The sequence below is a fragment of the Paenibacillus sp. RC73 genome (assembly GCF_044908085.1).
GTDB classification, from domain to species: Bacteria; Bacillota; Bacilli; order Paenibacillales; family Paenibacillaceae; genus Paenibacillus; species Paenibacillus terrae_A.
Map to the genome: position 1 here is coordinate 1 of NZ_JBIYCV010000001.1, position 18,501 is coordinate 18,501.

The window sequence follows — 18,501 nt, forward strand, 5'->3', positions numbered from 1 at the left end:
TCTCCTTGCGCACCTTGAGGTCCCTGGTCGCCTTGAACTCCTTGAACTCCCTGAGGTCCTTGGTCGCCTTGGGCTCCCTGAACTCCCTGAACTCCCTGAGGTCCTTGGTCACCTTGAACTCCTTGAGGTCCTTGGTCGCCTTGTGCTCCTTGAACACCCTGTGGTCCCTGGTCGCCTTGTGCTCCTTGAACACCCTGTGGTCCCTGGTCGCCTTGGGCTCCTTGAACACCCTGAGGTCCTTGGTCTCCTTGTACGCCTTGAACTCCTTGTGGTCCTTGGTCTCCTTGCGCACCTTGAGGTCCCTGGTCGCCTTGAACTCCTTGAACTCCTTGAACTCCCTGAGGTCCTTGGTCACCTTGGGCTCCTTGAACGCCCTGAGGTCCTTGGCCACCTTGGGCTCCTTGAACGCCCTGAGGTCCTTGGCCACCTTGGGCTCCCTGAACACCTTGAGGTCCTTGGGCTCCTTGGACTCCTTGAACACCTTGAGGTCCTTGGTCACCTTGTACGCCTTGAACTCCTTGAGGTCCTTGATCACCTTGGGATCCTTGAACGCCCTGAGGTCCTTGGTCACCTTGAACTCCTTGAGGTCCTTGAGGTCCTTGGTCGCCTTGAACTCCCTGTGGTCCTTGGTCACCTTGGGCTCCCTGAACTCCTTGAGGTCCTTGGTCACCTTGTACGCCTTGAACACCCTGTGGTCCTTGGTCACCTTGTACGCCTTGAACACCCTGAGGTCCTTGGTCGCCTTGGTCTCCTTGAACACCCTGAGGTCCTTGATCACCTTGTACGCCTTGAACTCCCTGTGGTCCTTGATCGCCTTGGTCTCCTTGAACTCCCTGAGGTCCTTGATCACCTTGAGGTCCTTGGTCACCTTGCGCTCCCTGAACGCCTTGAGGTCCTTGGTCACCTTGGGCTCCCTGAACTCCTTGAGGGCCTTGGTCACCTTGCGCTCCTTGAACTCCTTGAGGTCCTTGGTCACCTTGGTCGCCTTGGACTCCTTGAGGTCCTTGGTCACCTTGGTCGCCTTGAACACCCTGAGGTCCTTGGTCTCCTTGGGCTCCCTGAACTCCCTGAGGTCCTTGATCACCTTGTACGCCTTGAACTCCCTGTGGTCCTTGATCGCCTTGGTCTCCTTGAACTCCCTGAGGTCCTTGATCACCTTGAGGTCCTTGGTCACCTTGCGCTCCCTGAACGCCTTGAGGTCCTTGGTCACCTTGGGCTCCCTGAACTCCTTGAGGTCCTTGGTCACCTTGCGCTCCTTGAACTCCTTGAGGTCCTTGGTCACCTTGGTCGCCTTGGACTCCTTGAGGTCCTTGGTCACCTTGGTCGCCTTGAACACCCTGAGGTCCTTGGTCTCCTTGGGCTCCCTGAACTCCCTGAGGTCCTTGATCACCTTGTACGCCTTGAACTCCCTGAGGTCCTTGATCGCCTTGAGATCCTTGAACTCCCTGAGGTCCTTGATCACCTTGGGATCCTTGAACTCCTTGAGGTCCTTGGTCACCTTGAACTCCTTGAGGTCCTTCGTCGCCTTGAACTCCCTGAACTCCTTGAGGTCCCTGATCGCCCTGAACTCCCTGAGGTCCTTGGTCACCTTGGTCGCCTTGGGCTCCCTGAACTCCTTGAGGTCCTTGGATTCCTCGATCGGTTCCTAAAAGTTCGTCAGATACTAACCGATGGGCAGGTACTAATTGCCCCAATGCATCTTTACCCCAAACAGAAATTTGAGTTTCATTCTCTGCTGGTCCGCTAGTGGTAAAAACGAATTCAAATGCGTCTACATTTGCAAAGAAATTCCTCGTTATAACCGCATTTGGTCCCACTACCACTAATTGTTGTACATATAATGTTCTGCTACCGTTTAAAATAAAACCCTCGATCAAAACGATAGAAGAATTTACAGAATCTCGGTTATCTATTTTTACTGTGACCAGTTGGGTGGGTCTGACTCCTAGAACAGGATCGTTTGCAATAGGTCCAGTAGATAATACTACCATTGGATACTCCCTCCTTTCTAGTAAAATCAAGCTTTTTTGTGAACAATGAGATCTTTCTCAAGATCCTGTTCCCTCTATTTTATGTCTCAACCATTTGTTACGATTGTGGTTCTATCTCTGTACATATGTTGTGTTTCAAGAATCTAGTTGCTCATCCGCAACAATGCGCTGAGCATCAATGATTTCACCACTCCCGTTTCTTCCCCAAACTGAAATATCAGTACTTTCTTCTGCAGGACCGCTTGTGGTAAAAACAAATTCATATGCGTCGAAGTTCGCTACATAATTTTTCGTAGTAACTGCATTGGGAGCTAACACTACTTCTTCTAGCACATACAATGTTCGTAAATTGTTTAAAAAGTATCCCTGAATTAAAATAGTTGAAGAATTGACTAAATCCTGGTTAATTATTTTTACGGTAACCTGTTGGATCGGCCTGGCCCCACTAACAGGACTATTCTCAATAGGTCCAGTTGATAATACTGCCATTAAGTTGATGTCCCCCCTTTACCATTTATTAACTACAAATCCATATAAACATATAAAAAATACTATATATATTGAACTCGAAAAATTTATAGTAGTTGGATTCGATCCTAAACATGGGATTATTTAGATTTAAATCCACTATATTATTTTACAGTTCAATCTATATAGAACAGAATAGGGATTACTGTAGCTACATCTATCATATTAATAATTTGTTACACATGACTGTTTGTTTGCCTATTAAAATTAAAATAGATATTTACTCATTCAATCCATTCAATCAAGCCTTATTAAATTCTGAGGATATTAAAGGTAGTGACCGAGCTTTAGGTAACTTATTAAAGCTGATTCATCAATACCATTCCCAACCATAAAAAGGAAAAAAGGCACCCCAGAAAAAAAGGCGCCTTTATCCTTGTAGATCAATTTCAAATAAACTCCATTCTCTTGCAATCACGTTTACACAGAAACAGTGAAGTTATAATAGTTTTTTTACAAATGCCACTTGCACCAACAGTTCATGCTACAACACTCTAGCAGATTTATTTTTTAATTTCTCAAATTGTTCCAACCTTTGCTTCTCATCCCATAAATAATGAAATCCCCATCTATTTGCTGTATCCCCTTCTCGCAGTCCTTGTTTTAAAGCCGAGAAACGTGAATTTAGATAGTCAAATCCCAAGTATTTATAGTGTAATAATAAAATATCATTATTGGATGGCTTTATGACGTCCCCTGTAGGTGAAGCAGTATGCCTGCCAGGACTGAAATTTATTTCTTGAATCGCATTTGGATTAAATATTTGAGGCTTATCGTACGTTTGACTTCTTACACCATTCCTTACCGTTTCATGTAATGGCTGATGGCTACTCGGAAAAAAATCAGAAACCATCTCATAACCATCAGGGACAATCAATGTTATCCCTTTAGAGGTGCATTCTTGCAGATATGTTCTAAGGTTAGGGTGATAGAAATGTTCATCTGCGTCACACACAATAACCCAGTCTGCCTTGCCTCTGCTTCCTTTCCAAAATTGATTGAATTTATCTTGTGCTGATTTCACGAGAGAATTACCTTCTATTTCGAATCTATCTATAACAACTTTGGGATTTTCCTTTAACATGGATACAGAATTATCAGTTGAGGCATTATCGAAAATATAGTATTGATCCGCTATATTATCATAGTGCTTAAAAAAAAACGGGAGCATTTTTTCTTCATTCCAGCATAAAGCATATACATGTATTATCACGTGCTCTTCCCCTTTCACACTCAAAGCTTATGGATCGACTTGCTTGATAATATATGCAATTTATATTTGTAGGGTTCAAGTCGTGGAAGACGAGCTTTTCGTTAAGCGAGTATGTGAGAGATGATAATTAGCATTAAAATTAAATGCCGTCCCCAATTGGGGTAGCGTGCAATCCCGATAATGCTGCTCAATGTATTGCAAAATATCAATAATTGTTTTCACATAGGCTGCCTCGGATGTTTCTCCCCACGTAACCAGACCATGCTTTTCCATCAATACCAATTCTGCTTGCGGATGATCGAGTACACCTTGGGCAATCATCACCTCCCACCGCATACCGACGAATGGTGGTCTTTTATCGACTGGCATGAGCAGTTGGATAAGCAACCCCTTCTCAAGCCATACTTGTTTACACGTTAAAACGGGCTATTCGATTGGCTAAACAGGTTGATCCTGACAAGCTTCCGTTCCTGAACCAGCGGTTGGAGGACGTTACGACCGCAACACTGGCCCAACTATGGGATGAAATGCAAGGCTTCTTCGTCAGCGGTCCCAACCGCCAAATTTCGTGGGCCGGACAAACCCGGGACGGAGCCGTAAAACATCTCAAGTCCTACTGGGGAGGTATGCTACGAGATGGAGCGGACACGTTCTTTGGAATTGTACGATCCCCATAATAAAGCCTTTTCTCCCTACGGCAGTTATTTAATCAACAGCTACTGTCACGCGTGGAGCTGCACCCCAACCTATTTGATTCGTAAGTATACGCTTTAAAATGCAATAAGACCGTGCCAAAATCGGGTTGTGAGAACCTTTTTCGGCACGGCCTTACTATTTGATTAACTACTCGTCTGTTCGCATCACTTGGGCAAGCAGCTCATACGACCGCAGGCGCGCTTGATGATCATATATATGAGAAGTTGTAATCAGCTCATTGGCTCTCGTCTGATTCATTATAAAATCAAGCTTTTGCTTGACCGTATCAGGGCTACCGATTGCAGAATACCCCAACATATTGCCGCGAACCGCCTCCCTCTCCTGCTCACTCCAGAGCTTCTCCATGTCATCAACTGGTGGCTTTAGTTTCCCGCTCTGCCCGCGTATCACATTGAGAAATTGTTGTTCTTGTGAAGTGAAAAGCCACTGTGCTTCCTCATCAGAATCTGCAACAACCACATTGACGCCGACCATCACATACGGCTTATCCAGTGCCTTCGATGGACGGAAATTGCGATGATACAGCTCCAGAGCGTGTAGCAAATGAGCCGGGGCAAAGTGACTGGCAAACGCGAACGGCAACCCGAGCTGACCTGCCAGCTGTGCGCTGAATCCGCTTGATCCCAGCAGCCAGATCGGTATATCCAGCCCTTCTCCCGGAACCGCCCGTACACCCGGAACTCCCCCTTTTAGCGCTGAATTGAAATAGGAACGCAGCTCATTTAATTGCTCCGGGAAATCTTCACCAGTGCTGTGCAGCCCTCGCCGTAGCGCCCTCATGGCAGGCTGATCTGTGCCTGGAGCCCTACCCAGTCCCAGATCAATCCGTCCCGGATACAGTGACTCTAACGTTCCGAACTGCTCTGCAATCATGAGCGGAGCATGATTGGCCAGCATGATGCCGCCTGAGCCTACCCGAATCTTGTTGGTATGCGCAGCTACGTGCCCGATAACCAGTGAAGTAGCCGCGCTGGCCACCGCCTGCATGTTATGATGCTCCGCCAGCCAGTACCGATGATACCCCCATTGCTCGGCATGCTGGGCAAGAGCAACGGTATCGCGGAAGGAATCGGCAGGAGTGCCGCCTTCAATGACGGGTGCAAGGTCTAGTATAGATAGTGCAACGTTCCGAATAGTCATTTTTCAATGAACCTCCCTGTATTTGTATCGCTGGTGAAATGCTATATCACTGATGAAGTAAACGCCTGTCCCATTTCCTTCACCATCACATATAATCAGTAAAATAGCTGCACTGTCAGAGTATCGTTTTACGATTCCCCTCACCGCTTTAATTATTTGATATATCAATTGATATGTCAAATATAATAATGTGTCCCGTTATGAATTGCAAATGAATTAAATTTTTAATTTTTTTGAGAAATAGTTTACTTTTACGAAAAGCTCCTCTATCATTTACTTATATGGATAATCATTATCCACATTAGACTGATTACAGATTTTGAATGTATAGAGGTGATGCTAATGCATATGAAAACAGGCGTCGAACAATCTGTCTACGCCCTCCTGCTACTCGCGATGCTGCCAGACAAAGCGGTTTTGCCAGGAGAGGCCATCAGCCAACAATTAGGTGCTTCGCCCACTTATTTTCATAAGCTGTTGCGAAAATTGGTCAGCTCTGATTTGATTACTTCTGTTCCCGGGGTCAAAGGCGGGTTTAAATTAAAGAAAAAACCTGAGGATATTCGGGTATTTGATATTTATCTTGCGATCGAAGGACAACAGACACTCTATTCTTCCAGCGGTATTTACAACGATATGCTTGAATTAAAGGAAGAAGATCAGTGTTGCCTGCTGACAAATTTGATGGAAGAGGCGGAAACGTCCTGGAAGGCAGTTCTGAAAAGGGAAACCATCTCATCATTATCCGCTGACTTTTATAAAGCGGGTTATGCTGCCAAAATTACTTCTTTGGAGAACTGGATTCAGGAAAAAAGGGTTTTGTAAAGAATTTGAAATCGCAGAAAGGATCATGAACATGAACGATTATTTAGTAAAAGCTCTTGCCTACAATAACCAGGTCCGGGCTTACGCCGTCAGAACGACGGGGACGGTAAGTGAAGCACAACGGCGTCATCATACCTGGCCCACGGCATCGGCTGCATTGGGACGCTCCATGACGGTCGGCGTCATGTTCGGGGCCATGCTTAAAGATGAGGATAAACTCACGATCAGGATTAATGGTGGCGGCCCCATTGGCACTATTCTTGTCGATACCAATGCCAAAGGGGAAGTTAGAGGTTATGTAAAAAATCCGCAAACCCATTTCGACCTTAATCATATAGGGAAATTAGACGTCGCCAGAGCAGTTGGAACAGATGGAGCGCTGATTGTATCCAAGGATATCGGATTAAAGCAGCCTTTTGTCGGACAAGTCCCTCTTATATCAGGTGAGCTGGGTGAGGACTTCACCTCATATCTGGTCCAATCCGAACAAATTCCTTCTTCTGTTGGAGCCGGGGTGATTGTCAATCCTGACAACTCCATTCAGGCGGCTGGCGGATTTATTATTCAGCTAATGCCGGGTACGCAGGAAGAGGTAATCAGTTTTATTGAGAGACGCCTTGAGGCCATTCCGAGTATTTCCTCTATGGTCATGCAAGGACTGACGCCGGAGCAGATACTTGGACAGATTTTGGGAGAAGACAATATTAAAGTATTGGAAACCATGCCTGTGCAATTCCATTGCCCCTGCTCTGAGGAACGAGTTTCTAATGCCATTATCAGCTTAGGTAGTGAGGAAATCGCAGATATGATCCATACCGATGGACAGGCCGAAGCACATTGCCATTTTTGCAACGAGCATTACCATCTGACCAAAAAAGATCTTGAAGGCATGCTAGAAATGGCTACTTCATAATTGCAACAAGTCTATCCTGCAACATCGGTGCCTTGCTTCGCAGTGCTGGTACTAACCAAGGAAGAGACTAATCCTTGCTAAGCAAAATCTCCTAAATAAGAGCTGTCCCCAAGGTAGTTTTAGCTACTAAGGGACAGCTCTTTTCCTTTTATTCGAACCTTGTTGTCAATCTCAAACTTCATTCACCCGCCCCTGACACTCGCGGTACTGACTGGGCGTATAGCCTGAGTATTCCTTAAATTTCCGATAAAAAAAGCCCTGGCTTTCGTATCCCACCTCGTACGCTATTTCGCTGATGCTGTGGTTCGTATGGCGAAGTAGCGTCTCCGCGTGCAGCATCCGTTGGGTTTGGACAAGCTCCCGAAAGGTTTTGCCTGTCTGCTCTTTAAGCAAATCCCCCAGATAATTAGCGTTAAAACTAAACGCCGCCCCCAATTGGGGTAGCGTGCAATCCCGATAATGCTGCTCAATGTATTGCAAAATATCAATAATGCTCGCTTTACCCGGCTTATGATCCAGCTCAAAATTCATATCCAGCTGATACACCCGCATCAGCTCGGTAAGCAGCAAAGGCACATAATGACTTAGCATCTGCTGGGAATGAAATAAAATATAACGGTTGTGTCGTCTGTCCCGGGATACCGCGTTAGCCAGAAAATCAGCCACAATACCCGTATTACTGAACCGTCCAAAAAAAAGTGGTTGAGAACGCTTCCATTTTCATAATCAAATTAACCAAAATATCATTTTCCCCAAGCGCGTAAATGCTGTGCGGAACATTCGTATCCAAAATACATATCTGCCCCTGCTCCAGCCTAATTTCCCTGCCGTCAATAACCTGTCTGCATTGCCCGGAATACATATAATTCATTTCAATAAAATCATGATTGTGTAAGGGCATGTCCGCAAAACGATGGTGCTTACTCATATAAATGGAACCGCTATCAAAAAAATATTTGCCCTGCATTCGAAGAATCTCATGTCCTATTTCGCTTTCGGTAATATGAAACCCTAGGGGTTCTAAATCGTTCACATTTTTCCCGGTGCGAATCTGTATTTCCTCTACAGCATCCAGGCTTCTGAGAAATTCATCCAATTGCTGGTGGTTCATCGTTTTCCCTCCTGCTCTCTCCCAGATGTCATGCGATGAGATTGACAATAAAACAAAAAAAGCCCCTCTGCGTCAATGCGTTGTATGTAAAAAAATGCTCCTAAAAAGGAGCTTGTGCGGATTGTACGTACTCAGGATCAGGGTATCCAAATGGATCTGACAGGTAAACAAGCAGGACGTGGCGCTTGTGTCGGCGCTTACGCAGACTGCTTGCATAAAGCTCGAAAAACAAAGGTGCTGGACAACGCCTTACAAGTTCACATCACCGATGAAACCTATTCTTCACTGGAGCAGCATCCAGTGTGGCAGGATGGATCATGTCCACTATGCTGCAACGAGGGTGACGCACGCGTATAAGGATGGTAAAATCTTTATCCACACTATATCGGACACCTGACGCGCGTGCAATGTCTACTTTTCCAGCCGGGCATTCAAAAGCTGATCGTATCCAAACTGCTGGCGCGTAAGCTCCTCCTTGCGCTGTTTTTCCACAGCTTTTCCCCCCAATTCCCACGCTTCCTCCGGCTTCACTACAAATACACCATCGTCATCACCCAAAATGAGATCACCTGGATGTACGCTGACCCCAAATAGGCTAATCGAGGTATTCACCTCTCCCTCCAGTTCTAGTGTACGTGTAGTCAAGGCGCTAATTCCTTTGGAAAAGACGGGAAATTGCAGCTGGTTCAAGATACCGACATCTGTGACACAACCGGAAACAATCACACCAGCAAGTTGTTTTTTCATCGCTACATAGGCTCTGAATTCTCCCCAACAGGCTCTGGCATCGTCACCGGACATATCGACGACAAGGACATCACCCGCTTGTGCCAATTCCAGTGCATGACGCACAGCGGTGGAGTCCAGATGGGGAAGCCTGACCGTAACTGCATTCCCCAACAAACGAATGGGACGGAACAACGGCTGTGCTCCCTGCATACATCCAAAATCCGTGAAATGCCCAAGGGTAGAAGCACTAACATGCTGATAAAGCTCCAGCAGGTCCGTCGTTACCCCCTGAACCCGAGGTTGAATCCGAAACATACAAACCAGCTCCTTTCGTGATCTAACCAAAACTCACACTATACATCTAGGAATCAAAGCAGGCGGAATGGCGCTTAGGCAAAATTTTCAGCTCACTATAGCCCAAACATCGTAGCTCATACTTAGCTCGTACAATGTATCTTCGGACAGGTAGGGCAATAGCTGCCCTTTTCCTTCATCTGATAAAAATAGCAGCAGGTTTTGCGAACACGTACAGCTTTCACCACCGCAGTGGGCGTGGCGGATACCGATGCCGTTACAGGTACCGCCGCTCTCTCTGAACGGGGAGAACCAAAATACCGGGCCAGTGGATTTTGCCGTTCACCAAACAAGTGAGCCGGAGCTTCACAGGTCAAATATTTAAAATCCTCTTCTGTCCGCAACCGATCCCCGCTTTTTAGCTCCTGCCGGATACGGTTTTCATATAGCGCATAGACATAGATAGCGGTGTTTTCCCATAATACCGTCCTCGGAATGGAAGCAACAGCAGACACAGATCGCCACACCAGGGCCAAATGCTCTGCAAATACATACCGGATGACGTGATCACGCCAAGCATGGCGCTGCTCCAGACCGATGTCTCCCCCATCCTCACCCTTCTTTCCGCTGTCACATTCCGTAACCAGCAGTCTGTTCAAATGCAACCTTGGAAGCCAGGTATCCTTGACAAAAGCAGATTGAATTGCACAATCAGCAATCTTGACTTCCAGCATCTTGTTATATACCGACATGGCATACAGAGCCGGGGACACGATCAAAAAACCGTACCGCTTCGCCAAAACAGAGGCCGTTACCCTGCGTGCAGAAAAATCATGCAGCCCTGCCAGCCGATCCAGATACATGGCGCATTGAGTTGCATCCAGCAAATCGACCGCAGGTAGATCATACCGTCCGTTTGGAGCTTGTTCACCACGGCTGCTTATTCGCAATTTTTCCGTCAGATACGACCATTCGTCAGGCTCAAACGAAGATCCTTTGGCGTACAGCACCCATTTTCCTCCCCTTTCCATGAGGAATAAACATCGGTGTTCCGTACAAGGGATCAGGAATGACTTGGCAGCGCAGTTGGAATACCTTTTCCACCGTCTCTGCGGTCATGATTTCTTCCGGCTTTCCCTGCGCATAAATACGTTTATCGTATACCGCAACCATATGGTGCGCATAGCGACAAGCCAGATTCAGATCATGCAGCACCATGACAATGGTCCGCCCTTCTCGTTCATTCAAATCAAACAGCAGGTCCAAAATCTCAATTTGATGCGTCATGTCCAAATAGGTCGTCGGCTCATCCAGCAGGATCATATCCGTCCCCTGCGCCAAAGTCATGGAAATCCACGCACGCTGGCGCTGCCCGCCAGATAAGGAATCTACCGGACGATCCGCAAAAGCCTCCAATTGCGTCGCTTGCAGCGCGTTTTGTACCTGTGCTTCATCCTCTGCCGACCACTGCTTCAGCCAGCTCTGATGTGGATATCTGCCCTGCTTGACCAACTGATACACTGTCAGTCCTTCCGGCGCTGACGGTCCCTGCGGCAAAATGGATAGCCTTTTGGCAATTTGCTTGGAGGGTAACTGGGCAATGGCCTGTCCATCCAGCAGCACAGCTCCCGCCGCAGGCTTCAATAGCCGCGCCATGGCACGCAAAATCGTCGATTTTCCACACCCATTGCTGCCTACTAGTACCGTTATCTTTCCCTCCGGAATTTGCAGGTCCAGCTCTTGAATAACCGGATCTGTCCCGTAGTTAATCATCAGGTCCTTTACCTCTAAACCCATGCAGCTTCCCTCCCCTTTTATAAACTGCGAACTTAAGATCTTCTATATTCCATTAAAAAAAGAAAAACACCCATAAGTGTTCAAAAAAATTCCAGCTCGGCTTTAATGCCGATTTCGGCGCTGGAGCAGCAAATACAGGAAAAACGGTGCGCCCACCCCTGCTGTAAAAATGCCTGCGGGAATATCAATCGGATAAAAAGCCGTACGGGCCAGCAAGTCGGCGAGATACACCAGCAATCCCCCTACCAATGCTGATACCAGCGTCAGGCTACCCATAGAGCGGCCTACCAATCTGCGCGCAATATGCGGTGCGATTAAACCCACAAAACCAATCGCTCCCGCAACTGCTACGGCAGTTCCAGCAAGAATCACACTGAGCAGCAGTAACATCACACGATGCCGCTGCACCTCCACTCCCAAGCCGGTAGCCACATCATCCCCCAACTCCTGTGTGTTGAGGCTGCGTGAAAAATAGAGAACCAAAGGTGTGCAGATCACAACAGCGATCAGCATGGTATATACGTTATTCCACGATGCTCCATACACGCTGCCCGTCAGCCAAATATAAGCCTTGCCGGCTGTAAAGGACGAGCTCATGACCAGCATCAGCGTCGTAATCGAGCTCATAGCAGAAGCCAAACCTATCCCCACCAGCACCAGTCGGATTGGTGTCACACCATCCTTCCAGGCCAATATATACACAAGCAGCGATACGACCAGCGCTCCAGCGACAGCCGCCACAGGCAGCCATTGAATGCTCAAAACAGCTCCCCCATAAGCAATGAACGTAACTGCCGCTACGGATGCTCCGCCTGTAATCCCGAGAATGTCCGGGGATGCCAGCGGATTACGGATAATGCCCTGAAGCACCGCTCCCGCAATGCCCAGAGCCGCACCAACCAGCACTCCCGTAAGCGCTCGCGGAAACCGCAGCCTGTACAGAATAAAATCATAATCGCCTGAGCCACGCCCCCATATCGCTCGAAGCACTTCCCAAGGGTGCACATACGTATCTCCCCAGCCTACACTAATCACGCCAATGATCAGTAGCGCCAAAGCCAGTCCACACATCATCCATAGTGCTTTCTTTTCCAGTTGGATATGAAACCTGCCGCTCCTGCTGCGCAGCGTCACATAATGCTTCGCATTCATGCCGTCTCTGCCAGTCCCATGATTCAAATTCACGCGCTTCATTTCCACGCCACCCCTTTACGGGCAATGTAGACGAAAAAGGGAACCCCTATCAAAGCTGTAATGACGCCAATCGGAATTTCCTGCGGCGAAATCAGTACTCTGGCTGCGGTATCCGCCGACACCAATAGCAAAGCACCCAGTACCGCCGAAAAAGGGGTAATCCAGCGGTAATCCGCACCAACCAAAGCACGCGCCACATGCGGAATGATCAGACCGACAAAGCCAATCGCCCCCGCAATAGCAACAGAGCATCCAGCCAGCACCACAATAATCAGGCCCATCGCGCATTTTACCCATAAGATATTTTGCCCCAAGCCCTTCGCTACATCTTCCCCGGTCACGAGCAGATTCACTGCTCTCCCCATAAACATCGCCGAGATCCCAGCCGCTAGCATAAAAGGAAATAAAGGCTGTAGCATCTCCAGCGAACGTCCGCTGACAGAGCCTGCCATCCAGAACAACACATTTTGCATTCCCGTTTCATTCATCACCAAAATAATTTGGATCATCGACATAAACAAAGCGTGAATGGCAGAGCCGGACAATACAATCTTGACTGGCGTCAAACCATCCCTGCCTAATGATCCGATGACGTACACCAGAATAGCCGCCAGTCCTGCGCCGATCAAGGCAAAACTCATCAGAGACATCATGGACTCGACCGAAAACGCGACCGCTGCGATAGAGACGAAGAACAAAGCACCCGCATTGATACCGAACGTACTGGGTGAAGCCAACGGGTTGCGGGTAAGTGCCTGCATGAAGGCTCCTGCCATCGCCAAGCTCGCGCCTACAACAGCAGCAATGACCGTGCGCGGCAAACGTTCGGTATGTATCAGCACATGCTCTACATTTTGAGCATCATAATGAAATAAGGAAGAAATCATAAAATTTGGATTAATTAGCGTTCTACCCATCAGTAGGCCAAGAAATAAAGCTCCTGTCAACAAAATCAGGCATACACCAAGTCCAGTCCATTTTCTTAAATTTGTCGTTAGCATCGTTGCATAGCCTCACTCTTCCAACAGCCTGGTACAACATAAAAGAAGGATGAGAGATATAACCCCTCACCCCTCTGCTATATTTCCGTTGTTCTTATTGTCATGTAGGTTTATGATTTCAGATCATACATTTTATAAAGATCATCCAGCATCCGATTCGCGCTCAGATAACCTCCAGCCAAATTCCAGTTCACTTCGTCGACCTTAAAAATGCTATTTTTCTTGTATGCATCAAGGTTTTTCCATAGAGGATGACGGGTCCAGGCTTCAACATTTTTTTCAATCGCAGCCGGATCCTTACCGGAGTTAAATACGAACAATGTCTCTGCATTCATATCGGGTATGCTTTCCTTGCTGTTGACTTTAACTCCCCACTGATCCCCTTCTTGTGCAGGAGGGCGGGTAAAGCCTAACTCCTTCAGAATTTTCCCGGCATAGCCCATATAATAAATACGTGCATGGTCCGCGCGGAAATTAACAATGGAGGCCTTGATCGGCAGACGGTCACCCATTTTCGTCCTGAAATTCGCTACACGCTGATCCCAATCCGCCAGTAATTGTGTTCCTTTATCCTCCTGATTCAACACTTGTCCGATCAGTTTTACGGTTTCCTTCCACTCATATACTTCATTGACGGCCACGGTAGGGGCAATTTCCGATAATTGCTGGTACGTCGCCTCGTTACGGAATCGGGTTGCAATGATGACATCCGGTTTCAGGTTATAAATCTCCTCCAGGCTCGGCTGTGTTTCCAACCCGACCGTGGGAATCCCTGCGAGATCCTTTTTTAAATAGTCATACACGGGCTCCGTTCCATGGGACTCCACAATCCCCACAGGCTTTATACCATAGGCGATCATAACATCGTTGGCTCCGTTATACAGCGTTACGACCCGCTTGGGTGTCCCCTTAATCTCGGTTTTACCCAACACATGCTCAATGGTACGCACCGAATCGGTTGAAGCCGCTCCCTGCGTGTCCGTCGTTCCTTTATCCGTTCCAGTCGCTCCACCGGAATCCGCACTCTTACCCGCGCCTCCAGTGCCACAGCCTGATAAAAGCAGCAATACAACTATGAGTGCAATCCATATACTCCCCTTGCCTGATGCTTGCATTTCTCTATTCCCCCTATTTAGATCGCCAATAATGATATTGATTCTCATTATTAATTATAGGGAGGGGGGCCATGATGAACATGGACGTTAGCGTCCTTTATTTGGACGAATCAGACAATAACAACGTGACCGTTTTGTCCAATAACAGGTCGTGGGACAACGAAGTATAGCATGTATACAGGTGTCGGCTATCACACATATGGTGTACGGCTCCGCTTTGCACCGCCTTTAGCTTCTGCCATTCAGGAGAGCGCCACAGTGCCAGACATTCCTGCTGAATCGTTTGTTCTTCACAGGCATTTCCATAATGGCGGAAACACGTCAGTATGATGCGATCCGCATCATATTCAGCCAGATCGTCCACCGTCACCTCACGGTAATGGACAATATCCTCCACTCCCGCAGGCATAGCCAGCTTTAAATCCCCGTATAGCACCGTTCCCACATTCCGCTGTCCATACACACACATTTTCTGGTTCCCCACTCCGACGATTAGCACCGTCTCCCCGCCGAGCTTTTGCCTGAGCTTTCGAGAAATGGTCGCAGCCTTCGTTTCATACCGTTCCAGCCATTCCACCGCTTCCGCATCCTTGCCGACAATACGGGCAATCGACTGAAAATGAGTGCGCCAGTTTTGAAAAAAGGGCACGGTGACCGTGGGAGCAATCTGCTCGTACATTTTTTCCTTTTTCGACTTCTCAAAATCTCTAAACTCACAGGTTAAAATCAGATCAGGCCGGGCTGACATCAGCTTCTCCAGGTCGGGCTGAACCTCACCCACCGAAATGGTATTGCGGAAGCCCTCGGTGACAGGATAAGCCTTGTTGATGACCGCCGCATACGGCTCAATGCCCAATGCCACCAAATGTCCGGTTAACAGATGCTTGAGCGAAGCGATTTTATCCGAATAACGGATTGTATTCACGTAGGCTGAGGGGGAGCGTCCTGTCGCAGCTTTAAATTTGCGGCTAAAATAGAACTCATCGCTAAAACCGGCACCGTGAGCAATAGATCGGAAGGAATCACGGGTAAGCACCAGCGCCTGCTTCGCATGATTGATACGAATGTCCGTCAAATATTCCATCGGGCTTTTGCCAATCAATTTTTTGAACATACGCGAATAATAATCAGCGCTCATCCCTGCCAGCTCCGCCAACTTGTCCCGCGTAATATCGGAAGCATAGTGCTGCTCCATATAATGGAGGGTCAGCGTCACCGCCTGCTGCACATCGGGCTTCTGATCACGGCTCGTATGCTGAAACAAGGACATCAGCATTTCCTGAAATACAATGTTGGCCTTCATTTGGTCCCACACGCTATTACAATGATGTTTCCTCTTGATCTCCTCGACCATATCCATCACAAAACGAAAGTGGGAAATGATCCATTCATGCGGTCCAATCGCTGGTGCGGGTATGTAACGGTCCGGCTCCCCGGACGGCTGTAATGCAAGAAAACGGATGATGTAATAATCCGCTGGAGCGCCGAACAACATATGGAGCTTCATGGCTGCGCCGGGAGCGAGCATAAAGCCCTTTTGACGGTAAAGAGGATACGTCATTCCATCAATGACTATATCCCCTTCGCCTTCATTGAATAATAACAAGGTATGAAAAGACGTTTCTTGCCGGGAGGAAGAGCGACCAGAGCACACATGCTGAATATCTTGCAGTTTATAAAGAAATGAAGTAAAGGATTGATCCTGCGTATTCATGGTTCCCAGCCTTTCTATATATCGATAATTATTCTCGATTCTATGAGAACTCTTTTCATTATATATAGACTGGGTCGGATTTTGCAAAATGGAATTGCGCTCAAGCTTATAAATGATGAAACGGGTTCTGTATACGGCTTTGACCAGATGGCATGCTGCCGGGTACGCCAGACTGCTCCAGCAAAGGCTTAACCAGTAGCTTGAGTGGCCAGTCCGGCTTTTCAAATAAAATATGCTCGATTTCCTGACGAACGGCAGCCTTGAAAGGCACGCGATGAATCGCTTCTTCCAATTGATGCCTTAATACAGACCATAAAGTGAACTCGTCTATACCATAAACATCGGAAAGAGTATCTATAATGGCGTACAGATTGACTTGAATGCCAAGGGTTTGCAGGTAGAACAGTAATTTCTTCGGTGTTTCATTATATAGGCTGTTGGAATAGCCTGGCCGGATTTGGTATTCAGGATCGGCTATTCCCTGCTCTGTCAGCCAGGGCAGATGCAGACGTACCGAGTCATGGTCACGTAGCAAAATGTGCTCGATCTTTCCATTTTTCCAAACCAGCACACAGTTTTGTCCATGGATTTCAGGCATAAGCCCGATCCGATACAAGCGCAGCATGATTTCAAAAAATGCCGAGCACACTTCACCGAACAGTTGTTTTACCGATTTTGCCGTGTCTGGAAGTCCGCGCTCAGCCGCCCATTCCTGGAAAAAATGGTGCTGACTTGCGGCCAACGCAGACATGGGAATCAGGCGAACAGCAGGATCATGGATCAATTCGTGCGGATAAATCCGCGCCATCGCTGCCAAGTGCCGGGGTGGATCATCATACAGGCTGCCATTTTCCGGCATATAGGCCCACCAGGAGCCTTCATCGCATAAAAATAAGCGTTCCTGAAGCTGTGGGTCACGCGTCTTGGCTTGCTGCAACATGGCTTGTCCGCGATCTCCGTTAATCAGCTTTACCGCAGGGAGATAGCGGGATGCCCCCAATGAAAACACGCCCAGCGGCAGCTTGACATAATTCTGCCCGCCATCCTTGGGAGACAGGGAGCGCACAGACGAGGTTGCCTGAAAAGCTCCGGCCTTCACTTCCAGTGGAATCCATACTTTGTCCACCTGCTCGGTATGTAAATGCTGGGGTAGCATATACGTGAGCTGCCACGGATGAACGGGGATTGCAATATAATCCGCAGCTAATCCGCGTTCCTGCATCTCCTGCTCTACTAGCTGACGCTCGGAGCTGGACAGAAGAAGGTCGTCCGGCTGCTGCCCATCGTATGGACGCTGTGTGTCCGATTTGACTGCATCTGCTACTGTTTCTGTGTCCGTAAAATGAGGCCCTTGTGCGATTCCCACTCCGGTCATCACCGCATCCTTTCGGAGCGCCACCCAGTTCAGCGTGATGTCTTGCCCAAATTCAGCGATATATTTGCGATAGTCCTCCTCGTTCAAGCCCGTTTTGGCCTTGGATGCGGGGTGAAACGGACGATCACGCAGCGAAGAATACTGTTCCAATCGTTGAAAAGCCTCTGAGGGCGATTTCTCCAGTATATTTTCATCCGTCAGTCCGCTATCCAGCGACCATGTAGTCTGTTCAATGGATTGCTCTAGTAGCTGGATAAACCGTCCCACTCCCTCCTGTTGACGGTATTCTTCATCCAGGCATCCCTCAATCACACGCTGCATCAGCGTTACGGGGTGAAGCAATTCTGCACTAAACCCGCCACCCTCTGACCACCGCCGAATTTCATACACACCACTCGACTGTAGATAGCGATAGGGTTGAACCACTGCAGCTTGTACGGGAAAAATGAGACTGTGCTGCTGTTCCCGATCCACCCACCAGCGGTAAAGGCTTATATAACGACCGTTTGGAGAGGTTTCCCCTTTTGGATCCGCAATAGCTTCAGGATCGGCAAAAGAAAATAGCTCGCCTAATTCAGGATTGACGGTAGTATAGTAGCTTTGCCATTGCGAAATAGACAGCAGTTCAATATCGGCATGCTCCCAAAATCCTTCCGCCAGCAATGTATTGATGAGATCCTGCATGACATGGTTTTCAGCCTGCTTTTTCTTCTGCAAAAGCGTTGTTTCTTCGGATGAAAGCACCGGGGTCGTGCTTGTTGTGTATTTCATATGGATTCATTCCTCCTTAATGTTAGTGCTGCTTTGACTGATTTCGACCCTGATCATCGGCTTTATTTTAGAA

17 protein-coding genes and 2 pseudogenes are annotated in these 18,501 nt (G+C 47.8%); 4 read left to right on the forward strand and 15 right to left on the reverse strand.

Annotation, left to right across the window (positions count from 1 at the left end):
* The 4 genes and pseudogenes from ABH897_RS00005 to ABH897_RS00020 all read right to left on the reverse strand — a co-directional run.
* A partial coding sequence (locus tag ABH897_RS00005) for a BspA family leucine-rich repeat surface protein (RefSeq protein ID WP_404590868.1) occupies positions 1-1,588 on the reverse strand: 1,588 nt, incomplete at its 3' end.
* A gap of 538 nt (positions 1,589-2,126) precedes the next feature.
* Positions 2,127-2,480, reverse strand: coding sequence for a hypothetical protein (locus ABH897_RS00010; RefSeq protein ID WP_404590870.1), 354 nt, complete (start codon positions 2,478-2,480; stop codon positions 2,127-2,129).
* A gap of 523 nt (positions 2,481-3,003) precedes the next feature.
* Positions 3,004-3,732 carry a glycosyltransferase family 2 protein gene (locus ABH897_RS00015; protein ID WP_283655840.1) on the reverse strand — a complete coding sequence of 243 codons (729 nt, stop codon included), beginning with the start codon at positions 3,730-3,732 and terminating at the stop codon, positions 3,004-3,006.
* A gap of 171 nt (positions 3,733-3,903) precedes the next feature.
* Positions 3,904-4,071: pseudogene (locus tag ABH897_RS00020) on the reverse strand (class II aldolase/adducin family protein); the annotation flags it as partial.
* A gap of 95 nt (positions 4,072-4,166) precedes the next feature.
* On the opposite strand from ABH897_RS00020, the gene ABH897_RS00025 reads away from it, so the two are divergent.
* Positions 4,167-4,409 (forward strand): hypothetical protein, encoded by a 243-nt coding sequence (locus ABH897_RS00025; RefSeq protein ID WP_404590872.1) that lies wholly within the window; start codon positions 4,167-4,169, stop codon positions 4,407-4,409.
* 166 nt (positions 4,410-4,575) lie between these two features.
* On the opposite strand, the gene ABH897_RS00030 is transcribed toward ABH897_RS00025, so the two are convergent.
* Positions 4,576-5,589, reverse strand: coding sequence for an LLM class flavin-dependent oxidoreductase (locus ABH897_RS00030; protein ID WP_283655837.1), 1,014 nt, complete (start codon positions 5,587-5,589; stop codon positions 4,576-4,578).
* Between the two features lie 342 nt (positions 5,590-5,931).
* On the opposite strand from ABH897_RS00030, the gene ABH897_RS00035 reads away from it, so the two are divergent.
* Both ABH897_RS00035 and hslO read left to right on the forward strand, forming a co-directional pair.
* The gene (locus ABH897_RS00035; RefSeq protein WP_283655836.1) at positions 5,932-6,414 is read left to right on the forward strand and encodes an Rrf2 family transcriptional regulator; all 483 of its coding nucleotides are present in this window, start codon (positions 5,932-5,934) and stop codon (positions 6,412-6,414) included.
* Positions 6,415-6,445: 31 nt separating this feature from the next.
* Positions 6,446-7,327: an Hsp33 family molecular chaperone HslO gene (hslO, locus tag ABH897_RS00040; RefSeq protein ID WP_404590874.1), complete on the forward strand. Its 882-nt coding sequence runs from the start codon at positions 6,446-6,448 to the stop codon at positions 7,325-7,327.
* Between the two features lie 171 nt (positions 7,328-7,498).
* Here the strand turns inward: hslO and ABH897_RS00045 are convergent, their stop codons facing one another.
* A complete protein-coding gene (locus tag ABH897_RS00045; RefSeq protein ID WP_404580270.1) occupies positions 7,499-7,993 on the reverse strand; it encodes a helix-turn-helix transcriptional regulator in 495 nt (164 codons plus the stop codon).
* A gap of 10 nt (positions 7,994-8,003) precedes the next feature.
* Positions 8,004-8,438 carry an AraC family ligand binding domain-containing protein gene (locus ABH897_RS00050; RefSeq protein ID WP_404590876.1) on the reverse strand — a complete coding sequence of 145 codons (435 nt, stop codon included), beginning with the start codon at positions 8,436-8,438 and terminating at the stop codon, positions 8,004-8,006.
* A gap of 105 nt (positions 8,439-8,543) precedes the next feature.
* On the opposite strand from ABH897_RS00050, the pseudogene ABH897_RS00055 reads away from it, so the two are divergent.
* A pseudogene (locus tag ABH897_RS00055) lies at positions 8,544-8,795 on the forward strand (YlxR family protein); the annotation flags it as partial.
* Positions 8,796-8,849: 54 nt separating this feature from the next.
* Here the strand turns inward: ABH897_RS00055 and ABH897_RS00060 are convergent.
* The 8 genes from ABH897_RS00060 to ABH897_RS00095 all read right to left on the reverse strand — a co-directional run bounded on the left by ABH897_RS00060 (position 8,850) and on the right by ABH897_RS00095 (position 18,428).
* Positions 8,850-9,482, reverse strand: a complete 633-nt coding sequence (locus ABH897_RS00060; protein WP_283655831.1) for an RraA family protein — start codon at positions 9,480-9,482, stop codon at positions 8,850-8,852.
* A gap of 122 nt (positions 9,483-9,604) precedes the next feature.
* Positions 9,605-10,471, reverse strand: coding sequence for an IucA/IucC family C-terminal-domain containing protein (locus ABH897_RS00065; protein ID WP_404519085.1), 867 nt, complete (start codon positions 10,469-10,471; stop codon positions 9,605-9,607).
* Positions 10,443-11,258, reverse strand: a complete 816-nt coding sequence (locus ABH897_RS00070) for an ABC transporter ATP-binding protein (protein ID WP_404519086.1) — start codon at positions 11,256-11,258, stop codon at positions 10,443-10,445. The genes ABH897_RS00065 and ABH897_RS00070 overlap by 29 nt, the downstream gene beginning before the upstream one ends.
* 102 nt (positions 11,259-11,360) lie before the next feature.
* Positions 11,361-12,452, reverse strand: a complete 1,092-nt coding sequence (locus ABH897_RS00075; RefSeq protein ID WP_404590878.1) for a FecCD family ABC transporter permease — start codon at positions 12,450-12,452, stop codon at positions 11,361-11,363.
* Positions 12,449-13,453, reverse strand: a complete 1,005-nt coding sequence (locus ABH897_RS00080; RefSeq protein WP_283655827.1) for a FecCD family ABC transporter permease — start codon at positions 13,451-13,453, stop codon at positions 12,449-12,451. Before ABH897_RS00080 ends, ABH897_RS00075 begins: the two co-directional genes overlap by 4 nt.
* 110 nt (positions 13,454-13,563) lie before the next feature.
* Entirely contained in the window at positions 13,564-14,568 is a 1,005-nt protein-coding gene (locus ABH897_RS00085; RefSeq protein WP_283655826.1) for an ABC transporter substrate-binding protein, read from the reverse strand.
* 97 nt (positions 14,569-14,665) lie between these two features.
* Positions 14,666-16,282, reverse strand: coding sequence for a helix-turn-helix domain-containing protein (locus tag ABH897_RS00090; RefSeq protein ID WP_404590880.1), 1,617 nt, complete (start codon positions 16,280-16,282; stop codon positions 14,666-14,668).
* A gap of 106 nt (positions 16,283-16,388) precedes the next feature.
* Positions 16,389-18,428, reverse strand: a complete 2,040-nt coding sequence (locus ABH897_RS00095; protein WP_404590882.1) for an IucA/IucC family protein — start codon at positions 18,426-18,428, stop codon at positions 16,389-16,391.
* Positions 18,429-18,501: the final 73 nt, after the last annotated feature.

Bases quoted from the DNA above. Each gene is read 5' to 3' on its own strand.
- ABH897_RS00010 (WP_404590870.1), bottom strand. From the start codon at position 2,480: ATGGCAGTATTATCAACTGGACCTATTGAGAATAGTCCTGTTAGTGGG.
- ABH897_RS00030 (WP_283655837.1), bottom strand. From the start codon at position 5,589: ATGACTATTCGGAACGTTGCACTATCTATACTAGACCTTGCACCCGTC.
- ABH897_RS00035 (WP_283655836.1), top strand. From the start codon at position 5,932: ATGCATATGAAAACAGGCGTCGAACAATCTGTCTACGCCCTCCTGCTA.
- hslO (WP_404590874.1), top strand. From the start codon at position 6,446: ATGAACGATTATTTAGTAAAAGCTCTTGCCTACAATAACCAGGTCCGG.
- ABH897_RS00050 (WP_404590876.1), bottom strand. From the start codon at position 8,438: ATGAACCACCAGCAATTGGATGAATTTCTCAGAAGCCTGGATGCTGTA.
- ABH897_RS00060 (WP_283655831.1), bottom strand. From the start codon at position 9,482: ATGTTTCGGATTCAACCTCGGGTTCAGGGGGTAACGACGGACCTGCTG.
- ABH897_RS00070 (WP_404519086.1), bottom strand. From the start codon at position 11,258: ATGGGTTTAGAGGTAAAGGACCTGATGATTAACTACGGGACAGATCCG.
- ABH897_RS00075 (WP_404590878.1), bottom strand. From the start codon at position 12,452: ATGAAGCGCGTGAATTTGAATCATGGGACTGGCAGAGACGGCATGAAT.
- ABH897_RS00080 (WP_283655827.1), bottom strand. From the start codon at position 13,453: ATGCTAACGACAAATTTAAGAAAATGGACTGGACTTGGTGTATGCCTG.
- ABH897_RS00085 (WP_283655826.1), bottom strand. From the start codon at position 14,568: ATGCAAGCATCAGGCAAGGGGAGTATATGGATTGCACTCATAGTTGTA.
- ABH897_RS00090 (WP_404590880.1), bottom strand. From the start codon at position 16,282: ATGAATACGCAGGATCAATCCTTTACTTCATTTCTTTATAAACTGCAA.
- ABH897_RS00095 (WP_404590882.1), bottom strand. From the start codon at position 18,428: ATGAAATACACAACAAGCACGACCCCGGTGCTTTCATCCGAAGAAACA.